Origin of the sequence: Zwartia panacis, assembly GCF_030410395.1 — a bacterium.
GTDB lineage: Bacteria > Pseudomonadota > Gammaproteobacteria > Burkholderiales > Burkholderiaceae_B > Zwartia > Zwartia panacis.
This window is the reverse complement of record NZ_JAUHHF010000003.1, coordinates 339,964-358,206: the sequence shown is the minus strand read 5'-3', so window position 1 is coordinate 358,206 and position 18,243 is coordinate 339,964. Positions and strand designations below refer to the sequence as shown.

18 protein-coding genes are annotated in these 18,243 nt (G+C 55.2%); 13 read left to right on the top strand and 5 right to left on the bottom strand.

Annotated features, from left to right (window positions below; all coding sequences use genetic code 11):
• The first annotated feature begins 11 nt into the window (after positions 1–11).
• From fabG to recO, 13 genes are all read left to right on the top strand, one after another.
• On the top strand, positions 12–755 hold the full coding sequence (gene fabG, locus QWY30_RS06470) for a 3-oxoacyl-ACP reductase FabG (protein WP_290239324.1): 744 nt from the start codon (positions 12–14) through the stop codon (positions 753–755).
• Positions 756–814: 59 nt separating this feature from the next.
• Positions 815–1,051, top strand: coding sequence for an acyl carrier protein (acpP, locus tag QWY30_RS06465; RefSeq protein ID WP_259661820.1), 237 nt, complete (start codon positions 815–817; stop codon positions 1,049–1,051).
• 176 nt (positions 1,052–1,227) lie between these two features.
• Positions 1,228–2,457, top strand: coding sequence for a beta-ketoacyl-ACP synthase II (fabF, locus tag QWY30_RS06460; protein ID WP_290239322.1), 1,230 nt, complete (start codon positions 1,228–1,230; stop codon positions 2,455–2,457).
• On the top strand, positions 2,454–2,957 hold the full coding sequence (locus QWY30_RS06455; protein WP_290239320.1) for a hypothetical protein: 504 nt from the start codon (positions 2,454–2,456) through the stop codon (positions 2,955–2,957). The genes fabF and QWY30_RS06455 overlap by 4 nt, the downstream gene beginning before the upstream one ends.
• Positions 2,954–3,553, top strand: coding sequence for an RNA polymerase sigma factor RpoE (gene rpoE, locus QWY30_RS06450; protein WP_290239318.1), 600 nt, complete (start codon positions 2,954–2,956; stop codon positions 3,551–3,553). The genes QWY30_RS06455 and rpoE overlap by 4 nt, the downstream gene beginning before the upstream one ends.
• 39 nt (positions 3,554–3,592) lie before the next feature.
• Complete coding sequence (locus QWY30_RS06445; protein WP_290239316.1) at positions 3,593–4,138, top strand: sigma-E factor negative regulatory protein; 546 nt, start codon at positions 3,593–3,595, stop codon at positions 4,136–4,138.
• Entirely contained in the window at positions 4,138–5,181 is a 1,044-nt protein-coding gene (locus QWY30_RS06440) for a MucB/RseB C-terminal domain-containing protein (protein ID WP_290239315.1), read from the top strand. Before QWY30_RS06445 ends, QWY30_RS06440 begins: the two co-directional genes overlap by 1 nt.
• A gap of 44 nt (positions 5,182–5,225) precedes the next feature.
• Positions 5,226–6,725 (top strand): DegQ family serine endoprotease, encoded by a 1,500-nt coding sequence (locus QWY30_RS06435; protein ID WP_435433370.1) that lies wholly within the window; start codon positions 5,226–5,228, stop codon positions 6,723–6,725.
• Between the two features lie 88 nt (positions 6,726–6,813).
• Positions 6,814–8,607: a translation elongation factor 4 gene (lepA, locus tag QWY30_RS06430; protein WP_290239313.1), complete on the top strand. Its 1,794-nt coding sequence runs from the start codon at positions 6,814–6,816 to the stop codon at positions 8,605–8,607.
• A 21-nt stretch (positions 8,608–8,628) separates the two neighbouring features.
• Positions 8,629–9,516: a signal peptidase I gene (gene lepB, locus QWY30_RS06425; RefSeq protein ID WP_290239311.1), complete on the top strand. Its 888-nt coding sequence runs from the start codon at positions 8,629–8,631 to the stop codon at positions 9,514–9,516.
• Between the two features lie 41 nt (positions 9,517–9,557).
• Complete coding sequence (gene rnc / locus QWY30_RS06420; protein WP_290239309.1) at positions 9,558–10,316, top strand: ribonuclease III; 759 nt, start codon at positions 9,558–9,560, stop codon at positions 10,314–10,316.
• Positions 10,313–11,239: a GTPase Era gene (gene era, locus QWY30_RS06415; RefSeq protein ID WP_290239307.1), complete on the top strand. Its 927-nt coding sequence runs from the start codon at positions 10,313–10,315 to the stop codon at positions 11,237–11,239. The genes rnc and era overlap by 4 nt, the downstream gene beginning before the upstream one ends.
• Positions 11,232–11,834 carry a DNA repair protein RecO gene (recO, locus tag QWY30_RS06410; protein WP_290239305.1) on the top strand — a complete coding sequence of 201 codons (603 nt, stop codon included), beginning with the start codon at positions 11,232–11,234 and terminating at the stop codon, positions 11,832–11,834. The genes era and recO overlap by 8 nt, the downstream gene beginning before the upstream one ends.
• A 68-nt stretch (positions 11,835–11,902) precedes the next feature.
• Here the strand turns inward: recO and QWY30_RS06405 are convergent, their stop codons facing one another.
• The 5 genes from QWY30_RS06405 to QWY30_RS06385 form a co-directional block, all read right to left on the bottom strand.
• Complete coding sequence (locus tag QWY30_RS06405; protein ID WP_290239303.1) at positions 11,903–12,961, bottom strand: alcohol dehydrogenase; 1,059 nt, start codon at positions 12,959–12,961, stop codon at positions 11,903–11,905.
• 106 nt (positions 12,962–13,067) lie between these two features.
• Positions 13,068–14,630, bottom strand: a complete 1,563-nt coding sequence (locus tag QWY30_RS06400; RefSeq protein WP_290239301.1) for an acetolactate synthase large subunit — start codon at positions 14,628–14,630, stop codon at positions 13,068–13,070.
• A 2-nt stretch (positions 14,631–14,632) separates the two neighbouring features.
• Positions 14,633–15,805: an acyl-CoA dehydrogenase family protein gene (locus QWY30_RS06395; protein WP_290239299.1), complete on the bottom strand. Its 1,173-nt coding sequence runs from the start codon at positions 15,803–15,805 to the stop codon at positions 14,633–14,635.
• Entirely contained in the window at positions 15,806–16,552 is a 747-nt protein-coding gene (locus QWY30_RS06390; RefSeq protein WP_290239297.1) for a GntR family transcriptional regulator, read from the bottom strand. It lies immediately after the preceding gene.
• Positions 16,549–18,144, bottom strand: a complete 1,596-nt coding sequence (locus QWY30_RS06385; RefSeq protein ID WP_290239295.1) for an AMP-binding protein — start codon at positions 18,142–18,144, stop codon at positions 16,549–16,551. Before QWY30_RS06385 ends, QWY30_RS06390 begins: the two co-directional genes overlap by 4 nt.
• Between the last annotated feature and the right edge of the window lie 99 nt (positions 18,145–18,243).

Sequence of the window (18,243 nt, the reverse complement as noted above, 5' to 3'; positions counted from 1 at the left end):
AAAGCTCAAGGATGAATGTCATGGACCTTAAAGATAAAGTCGCTCTCGTCACGGGTGCGTCGCGCGGAATTGGTCGCGCGATTGCCCTCGAACTGGCATCGCGTGGTGCGATCGTGATTGGTACGGCAACGACCGAAGCGGGGGCGGCTGGCGTGACGGAAATGCTGGCTTCGCACGGCGGCCGGGGCGTTGTGCTTAACGTGACCGATGTGGCGGGTTGTGAGGCTTTGCTGGATGCTTTGGCCAAAGAATCGGGTGGTCCGCACATTCTGGTCAACAACGCCGGCATCACGCGCGACAACTTGTCCATGCGCATGAAAGACGAAGACTGGGACGCCGTGTTGCAAACCAACCTCAGTGCGGTATTTCGCTTGTCACGCGGTGTCATGCGCAGCATGATGAAGGCGCGCTGGGGACGCATTATCAACATCACTTCCGTGGTGGGCTCGAGTGGAAACCCCGGTCAGGCGAACTATGCGGCAGCGAAGGCCGGAGTCGCCGGCATGAGTCGCGCGCTGGCTCGTGAGCTGGGTAGTCGTGGCGTCACGGTCAATTGCGTGGCGCCCGGGTTCATTGAAACAGACATGACCAGCACGCTGGACGAGGGCCAAACGACGGCGCTTTTGGGACAAATTCCGCTTGGACGACTTGGTTCGGCCAGCGATATCGCGCACGCGGTGGCGTTTTTGGCGTCACCTCACGCAGGCTACATCACAGGCACGACATTGCACGTCAATGGCGGCATGTACATGTAATAGGTTTTTTTCTCCCGGTTGGCTATAATTCGCCGGACTTTTCCCCTTTGGAGATTTGCATGGAAAGCATCGAACAGCGCGTCAAAAAGATCGTCGCTGAACAACTTGGCGTTAATGAAGCCGAGATCAAGAACGCATCTTCCTTTCTTGACGACCTCGGTGCCGATTCGCTCGACATGGTTGAGCTGGTCATGGCACTCGAAGACGAGTTCGAGACCGAAATTCCGGATGAAGAAGCAGAGAAAATCACGACCGTTCAACAGGCCGTCGATTACATCACTTCCAATTCCAAGTAATTTTTGTCTGCTTACAAACGGAGGCAATCCGTTCGTAAGCACTGCGCATCCCGCAAGGATCATGCGCTCAAGGTTCAGGCGGTTAGGACAATCTGTATCGCAGGGTCGGGGCTTTGGGCTCCCGACTCGGTGCGTCAGGTTTCTTGGCCGCCATTATCATATTTGAGGAGTGCTCCGTGAAGCGACGGGTCGTGATTACAGGTCTTGGCATTGTGAGCCCAGTGGGCAACGATATCGCCACTGCCTGGGACAATATCGTTAACGGTCGGTCTGGCATCGGACGGATCACACGCTTTGATCCAAGTGCGTTCAATGCCCATATTGCCGGCGAAGTGAAAGGGTTTGACATTACCCAGCTGATTCCCGCCAAAGAGGCGCGGACAATGGATACGTTCATCCATTATGGTATTGCGGCTGGCATGCAGGCCTGGAAGGATTCCGGTCTGGAAATCACCGAGGCCAATGCTGAGCGTGTGGGTGTGATCGTGGGTTCCGGTATCGGCGGCTTGCAGCGCATCGAGGAGACTCAGACCGAGTATCTCGAGCGTGGACCCCGACGCATTTCACCCTTTTTCGTTCCCGCTTCCCTGATCAATCTGATTTCGGGGCAGCTCTCCATCATGCTGGGCTTCAAGGGCCCGTCTTACGCCGTTGTTTCGGCTTGTACCACCGGCTTGCATTCTATCGGTGACGCTGCCCGCATGATCGAATATGGCGATGCCGATGTCATGATGGCTGGCGGTGCCGAGTCAACGGTTTCTCCTCTGGGCATCGGCGGCTTTGCTGCGATGCGTGCACTTTCTCAACGAAACGATGATCCGACCACGGCGTCCCGCCCCTGGGATCGGGACCGTGATGGATTCGTGCTGGGTGAGGGCGCTGGTGTCTTGATCCTCGAGGAGTACGAGCACGCCAAAAAGCGTGGTGCCCGTATTTATGGCGAATTTGCTGGTTATGGTATGAGCAGTGACGCGCATCACATCACGGCTCCCGATCGTGACGGTCCGCGTCGTGGCATTGTGAATGCTTTGCGTAACGGTGGTATCAACCCAGATCAGGTGCAATACGTCAATGCACACGGGACCTCTACCCCGCTTGGTGACAAAAACGAAACCGAGGCGCTCAAACTCGCTTTCGGTGATCACGCTAAAAAACTGGTGGTCAACTCCACCAAGTCCATGACGGGTCACTTGTTGGGCGCGGCCGGCGGTATCGAGGCTGTTTTTGCCACGCTCGCCGTACATCATCAGATTTCACCTCCCACCATCAACATCTTCAATCAGGATACCGAGTGCGATCTGGATTACTGCGCGAATGCCGCGCGGGATCTCAAGATTGATGTCGCGCTCTCCAACTCCTTTGGATTTGGTGGTACCAACGGCTCCATGGCCGTTCGTCGTATTTGACGAATCCGTCTTCATCGTCAGGTTTGCTGGTCCCGCTCACTCAACCCGGCTGGGTGGCGGCACTCAAACTCGGCCTGCTGAGTGTGGCGGCTTGGGCATTTGTCACGTCCGCTCTCTGGATGGAGTGGAATGTCTGGCTCGCGTACTCTTTGGCAACGATCCCCTTTTTAGTGCATTTTTTCGGGCGCCTGAAGGACGGGAAAGCCACTCAAGATCGCATTCTGCATGTTTATTCTGAAAAACCGTGGCAATTGTCGTTTTTTTCAAAAGACGCTCGCCTGACTGATAGCATAGAGGTTATTGTCAGTCAGCGTTGGCATCATTTTTTTGGACTAAGCCTGGGTTTGAAATTGCAGAATCGTCCCCATAACAAGTCTCAGACCCTCATTGTGGTGGTCTGGAGGCAGTGCCTGAGCCCGCTGGCTTTCCATGCGGTCGCACTTGAAGCGGCTCGTCAGCTTGAGGGGTCGGGTCGTCATTCAAAAGGGGATGCAGCTTGAGTGAACGCGACGTAGACGCCGAATTGGTGGCGCGCGTACAACGCGGAGACAAACAGGCATTTGACCTGTTGGTGCTGAAATATCAGAGAAAAATCATGCGCTTACTGTCGCGCATGATTCGTGATCCCGGTGAAATCGAGGATGTGGCTCAGGAAGCCTTTATAAAAGCCTACCGCGCTTTACCTCAGTTTCGAGGTGAAAGTGCTTTCTATACATGGCTTTACCGTATCGCGATCAACACAGCCCGCAATTGGCTGGCTCAAAATAATCGTCGTCCAAGTACACCTTCCGCACAAGAAAACGAAGAAGGTGAAACTTTTGACGCAACTGACAACCTAACAGACAGTAGCAACCCGGAATCAGAGATGGCGAGTCGCCAGATCGCGGATACCGTGAACAAGGCTATTAATGATTTGCCCGAAGAATTACGCAATGCGATTGTGATGCGTGAGATCGACGGTATGAGTTACGAAGATATTGCTGAAAGTATGAGTTGTCCGATTGGCACGGTTCGGTCCCGGATTTTTCGGGCCCGCGAGGCCATCGCAACACGACTGCGTCCCTTGCTGGGTGATACCGGCGATCGACGCTGGTGAGGAGTTCAAACGATGAAACAATCTAACGAGATCTCGAACATGAATCAGTCAACCCAACAGCCGCAGCAAGCGATTTCAGCCTGGATGGACGGCGATGCAGAGACTGGCATGCCAGAGCAGTTATTGTCACCTCAAGGGCAAGCCACTTGGGATTTGTACCACCTGATCGGCGACACCCTGCGTACGCCGGAGCTGGCTCTACCTGCTACGCACTCCTTGCAAAAACGTATTTCTCTCGCTCTCGCAAATGAACCACCGATCATCGCGACAGCCAAGCCTGCTCCTAACGAATCCACAAGAATCAACCGTCCTGGCAAAACGCATGCGAGATTTTGGGGGCGAACCGTTTGGCCAGGTGTTGCCATGGCCGCAGCCGTAGCATCGGTGATTTGGGTCGCCAAGCCATTTTTGTTGCCAGAGCTTTCCTCTCCCGCTGAACAGGTCGCCGAGGTCACAAACGTTGCCCCAGTGCGTGCCAGTGAAGTCGCTTTCAATGCGCCTGTTGTCCGTGACTATGTCAATACGCATCGCGAAATTTCAGGTCCGGCGAATGTTCGTCAGGTTTCCTTCGGAGCTATGCGGTAATGTCGCGCGCGGTTGGGTATGCTTTGTCCTTCATGCTGGTGAGTGCGGGCGCACTGAACCAAACGGCATTGGCTCAAAATGTTTCGCAAGCGGCATCCACTGCCAGTCAACAAGTTGCTTCGCCACAAACGGACCAGTCTGATGTCGGACAAATCGTGCGACAAATCCAGCATGCGGCACGTACGCTGAACTATGTGGGTGTGTTCGCTTTTCAGCAAGGTGAGCGATTCGAGTCCTCGCGCATTACACATTTTTTCGATGGAAAAAATGAGAAAGAGCGTATCGAAGTTCTTGACGGCGCACCGCGTGAATATTTGCGTTTCAATGATGAAGTGCAAGGCTTGATGCCTGATCGCAAGCTCGTTTTGCTTGAGCGTCAACGCGGTGACCGTTTCCCCGGTCTGTTGCTCAACAACGCGCAATCATTGGAAAAAAATTATAGTTTGCGACTTGCCCCCGAGGTCTTGCGTATCGCGGGTCGACCTTGTCGCGGCATAGAAATTACACCGCGCGACACCCATCGATATGGTTATCGGCTGTGCGCAGATCTTGAATCGAATTTGTTGCTCAAAGCACAGATGGTCGGACATGATGGTGTGGTGATCGAGCAAGTCGCATTTACGCAAGTCGCGATCGGAGCCGACATTACCGAGGCGATGCTCGCACCAACTTGGACGACAACCGATTGGCGGACTGTCCGCGCGCAACATTCGAAAGTGGATTTATTTGCGCAAGGTTGGAGGATTGCAGCCCCTGCGGGCTATGTGCCGACCTCGCAGCTCGAGAGAGTTTTTTCCGATGACAAGCGAGTCAATCAACTCGTTTTATCAGATGGTCTCGCAACAATTTCAATTTTTATTGAACCTTATTTGCCAGAACGGTCTGAGTATGAACCCCAAGGCGCTGCGCGTAGTGGCTCAGTGAATATCTTCGGGATCAAAGTAGCAAACTTCTGGTTGACCGTTCTGGGTGAAGTGCCGGCCGCAACCCTTGAACAGTTGGCTCAGTCAATTCAATACGTCCCCTCGACGTCTGCGCGCTAACCTGGCGTCAGCAGCGAGCCGGGATGTTTAAATCGGAGTTCATGATGCAAGATCAGTCACACTTATATCTGTATCAGCCTGTTGTTCGCATGCGTCGCATCGCGAGCACATTGATGGTGGCCATGGCATTGCTGCTCGGTGGCCTGCATGTCACGCCTGCACAAGCGCGCAATGCTGGATTGCCAGACTTTACGGCCATTGTTGAAAAGTCTGAACCAGCCGTGGTGAATATTCGCACGACAGCCAAAGTCTCTTCGCGTGCGGGTTCGGGTGGCGCCCCCGGACAGGACCCTTACGAATTGTTTCGTCATTTTTTCGGCCCTGATTTTGTGCCACCTGGTGGGCGCCAAGGTCCCCAGCAAGGTCCACGCGGACGACGCGCTGAGCCAGAAGAGCGCTCCGTTCCACGCGGCGTAGGCTCTGGTTTCTTTATCTCGGAAGATGGTCATTTGCTCACGAACCATCATGTGGTGGCGGATGCGACAGATATTTTTGTCACGCTGACCGATGGCCGCGAGTTCAAGGCCAAGGTAGTTGGAAGTGATCAGCGCACCGATGTGGCTTTACTCAAGATTGATGCGAAAGGCATGGCCACTCTGCCAATTGGCAACGCCAAGACTTTGAAAAAAGGTCAGTGGGTGTTGGCGATCGGCTCGCCTTTTGGGCTGGAGTCGACAGTGACTTCGGGCATCATCAGCGCACTGGGTCGCGAGACGGGTGATTATTTACCCTTCATTCAGACCGATGTCGCGGTCAACCCTGGTAACTCGGGTGGTCCTTTGTTAAATCTCGAGGGACAGGTGGTCGGTATCAACGCCCAGATCGTCTCCCGCAGTGGCGGCTTTATGGGAATTTCCCTGGCCATCCCGATTGATGAAGCGATGCAAGTCGTCGACCAGCTGAAGGCCTCCGGCCGCGTCACACGTGGTCGCATCGGTGTCCAAATCGGTGAAGTCAGCAAGGATGTCGCTCAGGCGATCGGCTTGCCCAAAGCCGAAGGCGCGCTCGTGAGCGGTGTTGAGCCTGACGGCCCGGCTGAAAAAGGCGGTATCTTGCCAGGCGACGTGATCCTGAAGTTTGACGGTAAAACGATCACCAGAATGTCTGATTTGCCGCGACTTGTGGGTCAAACCAAGCCAGGTTCAGTATCACCTGTCGAGGTCTGGCGTAAAGGCAAGACTGTCAAACTCAATGTGACTGTCACGGAACTCAAGGCAGAGCGCACAGCCGAGGCCCCCGCTCCCAAGGACAAGCCTGCAACGGCTCAAACTGAAGTTTTGGGAATGTCCGTCGTGCCGGTGGCCGCGGATGCGCAGAAAAAACTTCGCATCAAAGGTGGTGTCCAGGTGACAAGCGTTTCCGGACCTGCAGCCACGGCAGGAATCGCCGAGGGTGACATTATCTTGGCTGCCAACGACAGTGACATTACGAGTCCCGAGCAGTTCGCCAAGGTGATCGCCGGTGTGGACAAGTCCCGTCCTGTCGGGTTGATGGTCCGAACAGGGGATCAAACCCGCTGGGTCGCAGTGACTCCCGCCAAATAGACTCAAGAACGGCTAGAATAGCGGTTTGCCGCAAAAGGGGCGCAGAGCGCCCCTTTTTGCTTGCTAGCCCGCTTACTTTTCAGGTGTTATGCAGCATATTCGCAATTTCTCCATCATTGCCCACATTGACCATGGCAAGTCCACCCTGGCGGATCGACTGATCCAGCGCTGCGGAGGACTGGCTGATCGTGAAATGTCTGCGCAGGTGCTTGACTCCATGGATATCGAGCGCGAACGGGGCATCACCATCAAGGCCCAGACGGCTGCTCTGCACTACAAAGCGCAGGACGGGAAGATTTACAACCTCAATCTGATTGATACGCCCGGACACGTCGACTTCTCTTACGAGGTCAGTCGCTCTCTTTCCGCTTGCGAGGGCGCGTTGCTGGTCGTCGATGCCTCTCAAGGCGTTGAAGCTCAAACGGTCGCGAACTGCTACACGGCGATCGAACTTGGCGTAGAGGTCGTACCTGTTCTCAATAAAATGGATTTGCCCCAGGCCGATCCGGAGAGCGCGCGTGCCGAGGTTGAGGAAGTCATCGGGATTGACGCCACGGACGCGATTTTGGCAAGCGCTAAAACCGGCATGGGGATCGACGATATCCTCGAGGCCGTCGTCGCCCGCATTCCTGCTCCCAAGGGTGATCCCGAGGCACCCCTACAAGCCTTGATTATCGACTCATGGTTTGATAACTATGTTGGCGTGGTCATGCTGATTCGCGTGATCAACGGCGTGCTCAAGCCCAAAGATAAAATTTCCTTCATGGCAACGGGCGCCATCCACTTATGCGAGCAGGTTGGGGTGTTCACACCCAAGTCTGAGCCGCGTAAACACCTCTCGGCAGGCGAAGTAGGTTTTGTGATCGCCGGGATCAAAGAGCTGGCCGATGCCAAGGTGGGTGACACGATTACCTTGCTGGCCAAGCCAGCCACCGAGCCTCTGCCCGGATTCAAAGAGGTGAAGCCCCAGGTCTTCGCTGGTCTCTATCCCGTCGAAAGTAGCGAGTACGATCAGTTACGCGACTCTCTTGAGAAGCTCAAGCTCAATGACTCCGCGCTCATGTACGAGCCAGAGGTATCGCAGGCGCTTGGTTTTGGTTTCCGTTGCGGCTTTCTGGGCCTGCTCCATATGGAAATTGTCCAGGAACGACTCGAGCGCGAGTTCGACATGGACATCATCACAACCGCGCCTTCGGTGGTGTATGAGGTGGTGTTGCGGGACAACTCGGTCATCCATATCGAAAGTCCATCACGGATGCCCGAGGTTGGCAAATATATCGAAGTGCGCGAACCTATCGTGACGGTCACGCTGTTCATGCCCCAGGAATACGTGGGCACGGTCATGACCTTGTGTAACAACAAGCGTGGCGTTCAGCTCGACATGACCTATCACGGTCGCCAGGTGCACCTGCATTATGAAATCCCGCTCGCCGAGATCGTGCTCGATTTCTTCGACAAGCTGAAGTCCGTGTCGCGTGGTTATGCTTCGATGGATTACGAGTTCAAAGAATACCGGGCCGCCGATGTGGTCAAGGTCGACTTGTTGATCAATAGCGACAAAGTCGATGCCTTGTCGACGATTTGCCACCGCTCCAATGCGCGTTATCGTGCCCGCGAAGTGGTGTCCCGTATGCGCGAGCTCATCCCGCGTCAGATGTACGATGTGGCGATTCAGGCCGCGATCGGTGCGGAAATTATCGCCCGTGAAAACGTCAAGGCCCTGCGTAAAAACGTTCTAGCCAAGTGTTACGGCGGTGATATCAGCCGCAAGAAAAAACTGCTTGAAAAGCAGAAGGCCGGTAAAAAGCGCATGAAGCAAGTCGGTAGTGTCGAAATTCCTCAAGAAGCTTTCCTGGCGATTTTGCAGGTTGATGACAAATAATGTTTAAGCAAGGTTGAACTGATGAGCTGGAACTTTGCCCTGATTTTGTTTATCGCGCTTGTGGTCACGGGTGTGATCTGGACGATCGATAAATTTTCGCTGAGACAAAAACGTCATGCGCGCATGATGCAGGCAATCGAGCTGGCTCGACCAAGCTGGTCGGCTTTGCCCGAGGAAGAAAAGCGTAGCCGCGAGGAGCAGCTTCGAGCCGATCTTGGAAAACAGCCTTGGTGGGTCGAGTATGGCGCAAGTTTTTTTCCTGTGATTTTGTTTGTCTTTGTATTGCGTTCTTTCATCGTTGAACCTTTTCGCATCCCCTCGGGATCGATGTTGCCCACCTTGCAAAACGGCGATCTGATTCTGGTGAATAAATTTTCGTATGGCTTGCGTTTGCCTGTACTCAATCAAAAAGTCATTTCGCTGGGCGAACCAGCGCGCGGTGACGTGATGGTGTTTCGTTACCCAGTCGATCCTTCCGTGGATTACATCAAGCGCGTGGTCGGTTTGCCCGGGGATGAGGTCGCTTACCTCGACAAGCGTCTTTATATCAATGGAAAAGAAGTGCCTCGCAAGCGTGATGGTGAGTATTTTGAGCCAGATCGTGTGGCGTATACGGCACAGTTCACAGAGTATCTGGGTGAAAAGCCACATCAGATATTGCTAGATGAGCGAAGATGGCAGGATTTGGGGCCTACTTCAAGCTTTCCATATCGTGAAAAATGTGAATATCTCAGAAATGGCATTCGTTGCACCGTACCTGAGGGCGTTTACTTTATGATGGGTGACAATCGCGATAACAGCCTGGACAGTCGATTTTGGGGTTTTGTCCCCGAGGCGAATATCGTCGGTAAAGCTTTCTTTATCTGGATGAACTTTGGAAATCTCAGCCGTATCGGTTCCTTCCATTAAGTTGACCAGATCCTTGTCACTCGTTTTATGTCAACCGCTACATGCCCTTGTCCTCTCTTGAGACTTCGCTTGGATATAAGTTCGTTAAACCTGCATTGCTTGAGCAGGCGCTGACGCATCGCAGCCATGGTGCCCGTCACAACGAGCGCCTGGAGTTTCTGGGTGATTCGGTTTTGAACATGGCGGTAGCCGCCTTGCTGTTCCACCACTACGGTACGCTGGATGAAGGTGATCTATCGCGCGTGCGTGCCAACCTGGTCAAGCAAGCTTCTCTCGCCGATATTGCACAAAAACTTGACCTGTCCAAGTACCTCCGATTAGGGGAGGGTGAACTTAAAAGCGGTGGATTCAGACGGCCTTCCATTTTGGCCGATACCTTCGAAGCCATACTTGCCGCGGTGTATCTCGATGGTGGGTTCAATGCCGCTCAAGAGCTGATTGAGCGCCTGTACAAGCCTATCCTCGCGAGTGTGGATCCATTGACGCTTGGCAAGGATGCCAAGACTTTGCTGCAAGAGTTTCTCCAGAGCCGCAAGCTCGCCTTGCCTCTCTACAGCGTGGTGGCGACCCATGGTGCGGCCCATAGTCAGCAGTTCGAGGTTGAGTGTTCGATCCCTTCTCTTGAGATCAAGGTCACGGCTCCAGGTTCCAGTCGTCGTGCCGCAGAGCAGTCGGCCGCCAAACTCGCGCTCGAGGCTGCCGAGACTGCCAGTCCCGCTCCAGTTAAAAAGCGTTCAACCCGGGCGCGCAAAACGGCACAATTGACGCTGCCGGTTGCGGTTGCTCAGGAACTTAAATGACAGAAAACATCGAAACAACACCTTCAGCCAGTTCAACCGACATTCCCTATCGCTGCGGTTTTGTCGCTGTTGTCGGACGACCGAATGTCGGCAAGTCAACACTGACCAATGCGCTCATCGGTAGCAAAATCTCAATTGTGTCCCGCAAGGCTCAAACGACGCGCCACAGAATCCAGGGTGTGCTCACGCGGGAACATGAGCAGTTCGTGTTCGTGGATACTCCCGGCTTTCAGACGCGCCATGGCGGCGCGATGAACAAGATGATGAACCGGGTGGTCACACAGACGCTCGCCGATGTGGATGTCGTTTTGTTTGTCGTCGAGGCGGGCAAATGGTCGCCGGGTGACGCCAAACTTTTGTCGCTGTTGCATCATCCTGAGCGCACTATTCTGGTCATCAGCAAAATTGACCAGCTTAAAAATCGTGACGAGCTGTATCCGTTTGTGGCCAATATCGCCTCGCAGTTCAAGTTTGATGCCGTGGTGCCTGTGAGCTCGACCAAACGCCATCAGCTTGATCAGTTGCTCGATGAAGTCGCTAAACGCTTGCCTGAAAATGAGCCGTTTTTCGATGCCGATACACTGACCGATCGTCCGATGCGCTTTATCGCGGCAGAGCTGATTCGTGAAAAAATCTTTCGACTGGTGGGTGATGAGCTGCCCTACGGTTGCACGGTTGTGATCGAGCAATGGGAAGAAACCGCCAAGGGCGCGCACATCAACGCCTGCGTGATTGTCGAGCGCGACAGCCATCGCCCCATATTGCTGGGTGCGGGCGGTAGCCACATGAAGCGCATCGCCTCGGAGGCGCGCCAGGATATGGCCAAGCTGATGGATAAACCCGTGCACCTTGAGGTTTATATCAAGGTTCGAAAAGGCTGGGCTGAAAAAGAGAGCAGCCTGCGCGATTTGGGATATGAGTAGACGCGTTCTTCGTGTCCTTGAAACTCCGGGATATGTGTTGCATGCGACACCCTGGAGAGAAACCTCTCTGATCGTCCAGGCGTTTTCCAGAGACCATGGCTGGGTCAGCATGGTGGCCAAAGGCGCCAAACGACCACACTCTGTGCTCAGGCCTGCCCTCTCGGTGTTTCAGCCGCTGCTTTTGTCATGGACGGGCTCCGGTGAAATCAAAACGCTCACGCGCGCAGAATGTGCGGGCGTGCATGCATTGCCCGGGGCCGCCATGATGTCTTGCTGGTATATGAACGAATTGTTGTTCCGTTTATTACCCCGCGAGGATCCACATCCCGGCTTGTTTGATGCGTATGTGCTTGCGTTGCAGCGACTCGCAGCGGGTCAGCCTGCGGCGGGGGCTCTCAGGCGTTTCGAATGGATTTTGCTCAAGGAAACAGGCTACGGTCTGGATGCCGAAGAGCCCGATTTTGACGATCCTCAGGGCGAACCAGCTCTGCGTGCTTCTTTGCGCGAACGCTTGTCGGAACACCTGGCGGGCCGTCCACTCACAACGCGCCAGGTGTTGGTGGCCTTACAGCGTTTTCAGCCCGCCAAGCCATAAGTCCTCTATGTCCTTTAAGTCCTTTAAGTCCCTTAAGTCCCTTAAGTCCCTTAAGCCCCTTAAGCCCCTTAAGCCGTCAGTACCGCGCGTCCTGTGACTTTGCCTTCGCGCAAGGCAGTCAAGACTTTGTCAGCCTCCGCAAGCGGATGTTTGTGTACGGGAATGGGCGTGATCTTGTTGTCCTTGACCAGTTGTAACAACTCTCTGAGCTCGGCCAGTGACCCTGTGTAGCTGCCAAGGATTTGCAAAGCTTTCATCGGGATGAAGGCAATCGGCCAAGAGGCGCCGCCACCAAATAAACCAACAATCACAAGCTTGCCGCCCTTGATCAGGATATCGAAACCCAAAGATGTCGTTGAGGGCGCCCCGACCAGATCGATCATGGCCTGCACGAGTTTGCCGCCATTGGCCGCAATGATTTGTTGCGCAGCATCGGGTGCCGCACCATCGATCACTGCGAGTGCCCCGGCCTCAAGTGCGGCCTGACGTTTGGCCGGATCGATATCCACGACAATCGCGCCCACGCCATTCAAGGCCTTGACCAGAGCCAGACACATCAAGCCCAGCCCACCCGCGCCCATGATCACGATGGGATGCTTCTGATAGATATTGGCACCGACTTTGTTGAGCGCGCTATAGGTCGTCAGCCCCGAGCATGCATAGGGTGCGATGACGGCCGGATCCATGTCTGCGATATCGATCAGATAGCGGGGATGCGGCACAAGGAGGTGATCCGCGTAACCTCCCGGTCTTTGTACGCCCAGGTACTGCGGGCTGGAACAGTGATTTTCCAGGCCATCGAGACAGGCCGGACACTGTCGGCAGCCAATCCACGGATACACAAGATAGTTGCGACCTTTCTCGACACCTGTTGCTTCGGGACCCATGGCCACAACGGTGCCTGCGGTCTCGTGACCCATCGTCATGGGCAGCTTGATGCCCCGATCCTTGAGTAACAAACTGCGGCCATTCCCAAGGTCGTAACTGCCTTCCCAAAAGTGAATGTCGCTATGACACACACCTGCGGCACGCACTTGCACGAGAACCTGTGTGCCCACAGGCGTCGGTGTTTCCATTTCCATTAAGCCAAGCGGCTCTTTGAAATTCATGACGCAATAGCATTTCATGTTTTGGGCTCCTAAGGTGCCTGCGGGGTTCGCGTGGTTTGAGGTGTTTATGGTGGTGAGGGGGTTTAGGGTGTTTAGGGTGTTTAAGGGTTTTAAATTTTCCGCTCTACATGACCAGTTCAATCAGTCGAGGACCTTTTTCTTTCGCGGCGATGCGCAGGGCATCTGCAAAACCCTCGAGTGTGTTGACCTGTACGCCTGGCACGCCATGACCGCGGGCGATCGATACCCAATCCAGATAAGGCCGATCCAGATCGAGCATCCGGCGGGCATTCTCACCGGCTTCAGGCCCTCCCATGTTGGCGAGTTCGCCGCGGAGGATTTTGTAGGAGCGATTGGCAAAAATCACAACCGTCACGTCGAGATTTTCACGTGCCATCGACCAGAGACCCTGGACCGTGTACATCGCGCTGCCATCGCCCAGAAAAGCGAAGACCTTGCGATCCGGACACGCGACTGCGGCGCCGACTGCTGCCGACATGCCCCAGCCAATCGCGCCGCCCGTGATATCGATACAGTCGTGCGGAGCAGCCTGAGGCGTGACTTTCGCGAACTGGCGACCGGTGGTGACCGCTTCGTCCACCATGATGGCGTTTTCAGGCAAAAGCGCTGCGATCACCGTACCAATGTGTTCAGGAACAGGTGCGCCGGTGGGCAAGTCTGTGATGATGGGACCCGTCGAGAGCTGGGCAGGCGCGGTGTTTTGTGCGCCAAGAGCGTCGACCAGTGCCTGCAAGCTTGCTTCGATGTCGTGTGTGAGCGTGGCCAGTGTATGGACCTCGCAATCGGGTTGCTTGATCATGCGTGGCTTATTTGGGTAGGCAAAAAATGCCACCGGAGGCGCGCTGCCCACCAAAACCAGATGTTTGGTGTCTTTGAGCATGGCGACAGCCCCATCGACAGGGAAAGGCAGGGGGGTGACGTTGACGCGTCCACGCCCGCGCTCCATGCGAGGGTTGCGCGGTTCGGACGCCAGTTTGCAACCAGTGTGCGCAGCGATTTTGCCAGCGAGTGTGGCTTCGCGTGCGCGCAGCGCGCGACCGCCGAGGAGTAAAGTCGTCGCCTCCGCAGTCTTGCGGTCCGACAAAAGTCTGGCCAGTGCGATCACTGTGTCATTGAGGGGCGCGGCAGCCGTTTGCGCAGGCGCTGTGGAGTAGTGTCCTGGGTCGGAGGGCTCCCAGGCGCAGTTTGCAGGTAGCACCAAGGTCGCGATGCGGCCTGGAGTGCTGCGGGCCTGAGAGATTGCTTCGGCGGTATCCAGAGGCGCTGCCGCAGCGGACATGGTGGTTTTGACCCAGTTGGACATGGGGCGTGCGACCGCTTCGACGTCGGAGTTCAACGGGGCATTGTTGTGGATGTGATCCCACGCATGCTGGCCGACAATATTGACCATGCCAGAGTAGGCGCGTTTGGCATTATGGATGTTGGCCAGCGCATTGCCCAGACCAGGTCCCAGATGCAGAAGCGTGGCCGCTGGTTTTTCCGCCATGCGGTAATAACCATCCGCGGCGCCGCTCGCGACGCCCTCAAACAAACCCAGCACGCAGCGCATGCCTGGTGCGCGATCCAGGGCGGAAACGAAATGCATCTCCGAGGTGCCGGGGTTGGCAAAACACACATCCACATCGCCTGCGAGCAGGGTCTGCACCATAGCTTCTGAACCGTTCATTTTCATATCTCTCCAGTTTTGTTTTTCATTGTTTCACGCGCGATGATGACCTGCTGGACTTCGGTCGCACCTTCATAAATACGTAACGCCCGGATTTCACGATACAACATTTCCATCGGATGTCCGACTTTGACGCCCAGGCCTCCATGCAACTGTACACATCGGTCGATCACACGCTGTGCGGACTCGGTGGCGAACATCTTGGCCATCGCGGCTGATTTCGTTGTGCGTTGTTTGAGGACATCGCGCTCCCAAGCCGCGCGATATATCAGCAAAGTCGAGGCATCGATTTCCGTACTCATGTCGCCGATCGCCGCCTGCGTGATCTGCAGATCCGCCAACGTCGCGCCAAACATCTTGCGCGAGCTGGCGCGCGCGATTCCCATGTCGAGTGCCGCTTCGGCAAATCCCAGGGCTGCTGCGCCCACCGAGGCGCGAAAGACATCGAGGTTTTGCATGGCGACCTTGAAGCCCTTGCCCGCTTGTCCGATCCGCTGACTAACCGGGATTTCGCAATCCGTAAAAGTCAGTGTGCCAATCGGGTGTGGAGCACACACATCAAAGCGCTCAGTGACTTGCAGCCCAGGCGTATTGGCATCGACCACAAAAGCGGTGACGCCTTCAGCCTCATCGTTTTCCACCCGGGCAAACACTGTGTAGAAGTCAGCGATGTCGGCATTGGAGATCCATGTTTTGACACCGTTCAAACGATAGCCCTGATTTGTGCGGGTGGCACGGGTGCTCATGGCGGCTACATCGGAGCCTGCATCGGGTTCAGACAAGGCAAAAGCCGCCAGCATTTTTCCGGAGGCGACATGAGGTAAATATTTTTGCTTGAGCGCCTCTGAGCCAAAGAGAGAAATCGGTCCGCTGCCCAATCCCTGCATCACAAAAGCAAAGTCTGCCAGACCATCGTAGTAGCCAAGCGCCTGGCGCAACAGACACAGACTGCGCGAGTCCAGATCTTGGAGTGCGCCACCGTATTCTGCTGGGACACAGTAGCGCAACCAGCCTGCATCGCCCATTTTTCGGGTGAGCTTGACGCAGTGCTCATCGACGCTGCCAGTATGCACTCTGTTTGTCAGGGCCGCCGCTGCCCAGGCTTTGACGTCTGCGTAGAGTCTGCGATGACTGTCATCGAAAAAGGGTAACTTCAGCGAATCGGGATTAAACATTTATTGATTTCCAAGAAGATCAAATTTCATTTGCACATAACGTGTCGGAATTTCCAGACGCGCTAAATACACGACTTGTTCGCCGATGCAGGCATAGCGGCGTAACTCCGCGACGGGAGCGGACAGGGGAAGATGCAAGGCCTCGGCCGAGTCGGCACCCGCTTCGATGATCGTGAGTAGTTGTCCGGCATGGGTCAGCGCTTCACCGTGCAGTTCATCCAGAACGGGGGCCACGGTAGAGTGACGGTAACGTGCGGGATGCTGACGGTAGATATTTCGCTCCAGATAAACCTCTGTGTAGCAGAATGGGCCTGTCGAGGTCGTGTGTATCCGTCTCAGATATTGAAAGCGCCCGTCGGTCTGATAAGGGCACTCCATGCCTAGGAGCGGCAGTGGAACATCGGCATTGGACTCCATCAAGGTGGTGGTGCCGAGTTCTTTGGAGAGGGCGACGGTATCGGCCCAGGTTTTTGGAAGGGTGAGCCGATGTGTCTGAGGGATATGCTCATTGACATAAGTCCCCGACCCTCTGGACCGATGGATCAGGCCCTCGCGCTCCAAGAGTCCAAAGGCTTGTCTGACCGTCGCCCGTGAGACCCCGAGTGTCTCGACCAGAGTTTCCAGGGCAGGGACTTGTTCGCCGCGCGGCCAGACTCCGCGTTCGATGTTTCGCCGCACAATCGCGGCCACTTGTAAATACAAGGGTTGTGGACTTCTCGCGTAGAGGAGGCCGGGTGCGTGTTTCATGCGTGGGCAGCGAGCAAAGCATCCGCCATTTCGCGTAATTTATTTTTCTGGATTTTGACTGCGTTGGCGCTTTCGACGGAGGGAAATACTGTGACAACCTCGAAACGAACCGGCACCTTGTATCCTGCCATCAGGCGCTTGCATTCCTGAGTCCAGCCGGCTGGATCAGCTTTTGCACCGTCGCGCAAAATGACAAAGGCGACAGGTAGAATTTTTGTACCCAGGGTGCCACCTACGACCTGACATGCCTGGATGCCAGGGAGTTTTTCCACTGCTTGTTCGATTTCGGCGGGATTGACTAAAAACCCGGACAGTCGCATCGAATCCCCCATGCGTGTTTGAAATACGAATTGACGCTCGCTCACCGCATAACCCAGGTCACCCGTCTTGAAGTATCCATCTGCGGTGATGGCTTTTGCCGTCGCTTCAGGCTGATCCAGATAGCCCACCATGCGACTGGGGCTGAAAATTTCGATTTCGCCTGATTCGCCCTGTTTGAGTATCTGACCGGTCTCGGGATCAGAGGTCCTCACGCGCGCCTCGGGGTGAATCAACCGGCCACCGGCCAGATAGCGCACGCTGAGGTCACCTTCATTGGCTTTGGTTGGTTGCGCGGCGACAAGTGCCTGGAGTTCGCTTGAGCCATACAGACCCGTCAGCTCAACATGATTGCGCTCGGCTTGTTCGAGCAGACTGTTGATGGCCGGTGAGAAACTGGCGAAACCAAATAGTTTGCAGCTTTCAAAATCTGCGGGCGATTGTGCGGTTTCAAAGAGTTTCAGAATCGATTCGTTGTTGGCATAGGTGTGGGTGACGCGATGTTTGCGGATTTGCGCCAGTGTGCTGTGCGTATCAGATACGGGCTCGCTCACTGTGGTGCACCCTGTCACGAGTCCGCCTGTCAAGGTCGCAAAGCCAAAAGCTCCGCAAAACGGCGCGCTGGCGAGGATGCGGCTGCTGGAATCGTAACCATAAGCTTGTTGCATGACTTCGCCATGCTTGATTAAAGTGGCTTGATCATGCAAGACGAACTTGGGCAGCGAGGTTGTCCCTGACGTGGTGAAACACAATACACCGGTGTTTCCAGCAGCTGGGGGCGCGACGCTCGGCGTATCAAGCAAGGCGTTGTAGCCGAGGACTTTGTAGCCACGCGCGGCGATGGCCTGGGTGGCCGCACCCTGTGTGTCACCCAGGGTGATGATGGCGTGCAGCCTGGATAAGACTTCTGTCGGCACATCCGCCAAAATATCTGCAAATGCGATGCCTTTGAAATCTGGCCACATCAGCAGCCAGTCCGCTTTGCCGCGACCGACAATATCCGCAACCTCCTGACTACGAAAACGTGTATTGACAGCGAGTACGGTCGCGCCCAGGTGGGCGCACGCCAGAAAGGTTTGCAGCCACGCCAGGCAATTGGGCAGCCAGACTGCGACCCGATCCTTGGGGCCAATGCCAAGCTTGGAGAAATTACCGGCCAGTTGCTGGGCTTGCGCATGCAGCTGGGCAAAAGTGGTTGGCACATCCTGATCGATGAGGGCAGGGTGCTGGCCATGGCTTTTGGCCAGTGCGGCCATACGTTCTGAAAAATACATTGGTTGCCTCGAGTGGACTTTGTGCAGCAAAAGACGCGGTACTGCTATAGTGATCTTGTAGAACTATTACTATAGTACTTATTTACGTACTTTTGATTT